This is a genomic window from Alteromonas sp. IB21, assembly GCF_016405965.1.
Taxonomy (GTDB): Bacteria; Pseudomonadota; Gammaproteobacteria; order Enterobacterales; family Alteromonadaceae; genus Alteromonas.
This window is the reverse complement of record NZ_JAEFCD010000014.1, coordinates 86,937-91,028: the sequence shown is the minus strand read 5'-3', so window position 1 is coordinate 91,028 and position 4,092 is coordinate 86,937. Positions and strand designations below refer to the sequence as shown.

At 41.9% G+C, this 4,092-nt stretch carries 5 protein-coding genes; 4 read left to right on the top strand and 1 reads right to left on the bottom strand.

The window, feature by feature from the left end; genetic code table 11:
• The first annotated feature begins 380 nt into the window (after window positions 1–380).
• The 4 genes from JC525_RS11225 to dusC all read left to right on the top strand — a co-directional run bounded on the left by JC525_RS11225 (window position 381) and on the right by dusC (window position 2,965).
• On the top strand, window positions 381–1,286 hold the full coding sequence (locus JC525_RS11225) for a M14 family metallopeptidase (RefSeq protein WP_198815932.1): 906 nt from the start codon (window positions 381–383) through the stop codon (window positions 1,284–1,286).
• 59 nt (window positions 1,287–1,345) lie between these two features.
• Entirely contained in the window at window positions 1,346–1,567 is a 222-nt protein-coding gene (locus JC525_RS11220) for a hypothetical protein (protein ID WP_198815931.1), read from the top strand.
• Window positions 1,564–1,734, top strand: a complete 171-nt coding sequence (locus JC525_RS11215) for a DUF1289 domain-containing protein (RefSeq protein ID WP_198815930.1) — start codon at window positions 1,564–1,566, stop codon at window positions 1,732–1,734. Before JC525_RS11220 ends, JC525_RS11215 begins: the two co-directional genes overlap by 4 nt.
• Before the next feature lie 292 nt (window positions 1,735–2,026).
• Window positions 2,027–2,965, top strand: coding sequence for a tRNA dihydrouridine(16) synthase DusC (gene dusC / locus JC525_RS11210; protein ID WP_198815929.1), 939 nt, complete (start codon window positions 2,027–2,029; stop codon window positions 2,963–2,965).
• 18 nt (window positions 2,966–2,983) lie between these two features.
• Here the strand turns inward: dusC and JC525_RS11205 are convergent, their stop codons facing one another.
• The gene (locus JC525_RS11205; protein ID WP_198815928.1) at window positions 2,984–3,958 is read right to left on the bottom strand and encodes a transposase; all 975 of its coding nucleotides are present in this window, start codon (window positions 3,956–3,958) and stop codon (window positions 2,984–2,986) included.
• Between the last annotated feature and the right edge of the window lie 134 nt (window positions 3,959–4,092).

Sequence of the window (4,092 nt, the reverse complement as noted above, 5' to 3'; positions counted from 1 at the left end):
GACACCGCCCTTTCACGGCGGTAACAGGGGTTCGAATCCCCTAGGGGACGCCATATCAAAAAACCAGCCATTTGGCTGGTTTTTTTGTTTCTGTCCTTTAAAACGCAATGGACAGACATTTATTTCTTTTCTGTCCTCTAAAACGCAATGGACAGACACTCGTCTTTCCTTTCCTAAGCGACCAAGCCAATGTTTACACCATCCTCTTTTGTAGAATTTGGAAACTCTTATCAAGGAATGGTCAACACGTTTAATCGAAAACTATTATTAAGATTTGATGCGTAAAGATCTCATGTCATAAACATTTATGAATCTTTAGTGGAATAGATACTCACGCCCGTCTAACTGATATGATCTCTAAATTACTAAAGAGGTGCTATATGCAGAATTATCCAATTGGAACTCCGGGTGAGCCATGGGGCGAAGAAGAAAAAGCCCAATGGAAAGCACAGCAGGCTGTGAAAAGAAGCTATCAAGAAGAAGTACTTAATAAACTTTTTAATATTATCCCTGAAGGGTTTGAGTTAAAGCAGTATGGCGCGCTGCCTTACGATACTGCGCGCTATCCACTATATGCCGTAATCCCCAAGAATATTGACGCTAAAAAGCCATCTGCGCTTGTTACAGGCGGTGTGCACGGCTATGAAACAAGTGGTGTGCAAGGCGCACTTCAGTTTATTGAAACTAAGCTGTCAAAGTATGCAGATCAAGTAAACATTATAGTTGTACCATGTGTGAGTCCTTGGGGATATGAAACAATAAACAGATGGAATCCGTTAGCATTGGATCCAAATCGCTCGTTTTACAGTGACTCTCCTGCACCAGAGTCTGCTCAACTTATGCAATTAGTATCTGATTTAGCGTTATCTCTATCGCTTCATATTGATTTACATGAAACGACAGACACGGATAACAGCGAGTTTAGACCAGCATTAGCTGCGCGGGATGGGGTAACCCATGACAACTGGAACATTCCAGATGGTTTTTATACGGTTGCCAATACTCCAAGTCCACAAATAGAGTTCCAAAAAGCTGTTATTGATGCTGTGAGAAAAGTAACACATATCGCACCGGCAGATGAAAACGGAAAGATTATAGGTGCAGACGTGGTAAGTGAAGGTGTAATTTGCTATGACAAGAAGGCGCTGTATCTTTGTGGGGGTATGACAGATGCCCTGTATGTAACAACGACAGAGGTTTATCCTGATAGTATTAATGCAACACTTGAAAATTGTAATGACGCCCAGGTAGCTGCCATTTGTGCAGCACTCGATTATTTAAGATAGACGCTTGAACGTTTAGACGTCTGGATGTATATTTGAGCCTCTTTTTTAGGAGGCTCTTTGTGTTTACTTATTCAGCGGTTATTTACGACGGTAAAAAGCAAAATTTAGTGAGACATGAATGTGGGACAGACACTGAGTTTACGTCGTATCTCGATTCTCGTTTTGGTTGTCACGTTTGTTTGTGGTCCAACAAAGAGCTATCAGCAAATACTCTAGCGGTTATTGAGGCTGCTCGGTCAAACAGTAAAAAAGATGACTTTGATAAAACCAATGTATTATGAATTTAGTATCTCCATGTAAAGCTCTCTGCAAACTGACTGATGACGATATTTGTGCTGGCTGTCAGCGCACTATTGAAGAAATCACAAATTGGCGGACATACACTGAAAATCAAAAGCAGGCTGTATTCGCTCGACTAGCGAGTTTAGAAAAGACTAGGCCGAGTTAATTGCCGTTTTTGACTAAATTTAAAGCTATCTTAAGTTTCATGGCTTTAGTCGATAATTAGACAGACACTCAATATTGACCTCTGGACATCCACTCAGGATTGATTAGCTCATCTTATTTTAACAGAGATCAAACCACCACCTCACACGCTCAGTTCAGAAAGGTGGTTAGCCCGCGCAATAACCGGACAGCCATATAAGTTGCAAAACAAAACACCAAAGCCTGGCTGGTATTGTCGCTTTTTGATAAACTCCCGCGCCAATTTTCTGTTTTAGCAGTTCGAGAAATACATAATGAAAGTAATGCTTGCCCCCATGGAGGGCGTTGTAGATCACTTGATGAGAGATATGTTGACTCGCGTGGGTGGCTTTGACCAATGTGTTACTGAATTCGTTAGGGTCGTTGACCAAAAACTGCCCAAAAAAACCTTTTATAGGCTTTGTCCCGAACTTTATAATGGTGGAAAAACGCCATCTGGAATTCCCGTAAGAGTTCAGTTATTGGGGCAACACCCCGAATGGCTTGCTGAAAATGCCGAAACCGCAGTAGAGCTAGGCTCTCCCGGTGTTGATCTCAATTTTGGTTGCCCTGCTAAAACAGTAAATAAAAGCAAGGGCGGCGCCGTTTTACTCAAAGAAACTCAAACACTTTACGACATCGTGAAAGCAGTAAGGGATGCTGTTCCTCCAGATATTCCTGTATCGGCTAAAATCAGGTTAGGTTTTGAAGATAAGTCGTTAGCTATCGATAATGCTGTAGCAATCACGGAAGCTGGAGCTTCCGAACTAGTGGTGCATGCAAGAACAAAAACAGAAGGATACAAACCACCTGCGTATTGGGAGTGGATTGCAAAAATTAAAAAACACACTGATATTCCGCTCGTGGCAAACGGAGAAATATGGAATTCAGCAGATGCGAAAAGATGCCAAGACGAATCTGGGTGCACTAACCTTATGATAGGTCGAGGCGCTTTGGCTATGCCCAACTTGGCGCGCTGCATAAAAGGTGAAAGAGCACCTATGCCATGGGCGGAGCTAGCAGCTTTGCTCATACAATATTCGGGCTATGAAATATTCGGCGATAAGGGAAAATATTACCCCAACCGTATCAAACAGTGGTGCGGCTATTTAAAAAGACAATATCCCGAAGCAGAAATTTTATTTAATGACATCAGGCGCCTAACAAAATCTCAAGATATTGTGGATGTATTAGCTCGCCAGGCCGATATATAGGTCTGTAACGTGCTTTGTTCAAGATAGATACTTTTGAGCATTAGATACGTTCGGCCGACAACCCCTATCGCAGCATTTGGCAAAATCATCCATTAACTTAGGGCATCCCACTGGGCCGGTAAAGAGAGTTTCGAAATTGCTGGTTACTAATCGCCAATTTTCTTTCGTCATACCGAGTTTTGTGAGTAGCCGGCTCGGAAATTGTGGAAATTTCTGCTCCATTCTCGACTTATCGCTTTTTAAGGTGTCGTTTAGAAGCTGAAGGTAGTCTGGAAAGTCGAAAGGTAACGCTACCTTCCCAGCCATGCGTTTGTTATTGAAAGGCATTAGGAATTTAGGCAATTTGTTTGACCGCTGCGCATTTAATCTATATTGGATACTAGTAAAGTGCGAGTTACTGAGTGTATTAGCTATTTTGGCACGTATGGGGTTTAAATCTACATAAGCCATAACGCTGGCCAGTGCTTTTTCATCAAGTATTGCCTGCGATCTAAAGCGTCTTTCCCAAAAATACCCCTTACAGCTATCTTCCTTGTTTGCTTTTCTCGCTATATATTCGTTTAACATTCGCATGAACCAACTAATACTTTGCAATCGTTCTCTATAGATTGCCGAAAATGATTTTAACTCAAGCAATTCATCAGGTTGTATCGAATCAAAGTCATCAAAATAGCGCTGTACTAAGGGGGGGCATTTATAAAACATTCTCCAGCGCAACAGCACTTCCTCCATAGACCATGTATCAGCTCTCCCTTTTGCTACGTGAAGGACGAGGTGAACATGATTGTGCATCACCGCATAGGCACATAAATCTATAGCGAAAGCCTGTGAGAGCTTGTGAAGCCTATCTTGTATCCATTTTCTTCTGTGTTCGTAACTGATACCCGTGCGAGAGTCTCGTCCGCAAAGGTAGGATTGCCTCACACAGCGAGAGATGCAGTGGTAAAAAGGTGTAACGTCAGTATTTATTTGCTTGTATCTAGGTAAAGGCATATCCGTATCCCAAAGTTATTTATTTGCATTATGAAATGTAAGAAATGAAATTTAAGTGGTCTTTGGGACAGTTTTGAGTAGGCGATATAAATTGAACGGTATTACCTACGGAACTTCTTGAGTAAGGAGAAAGA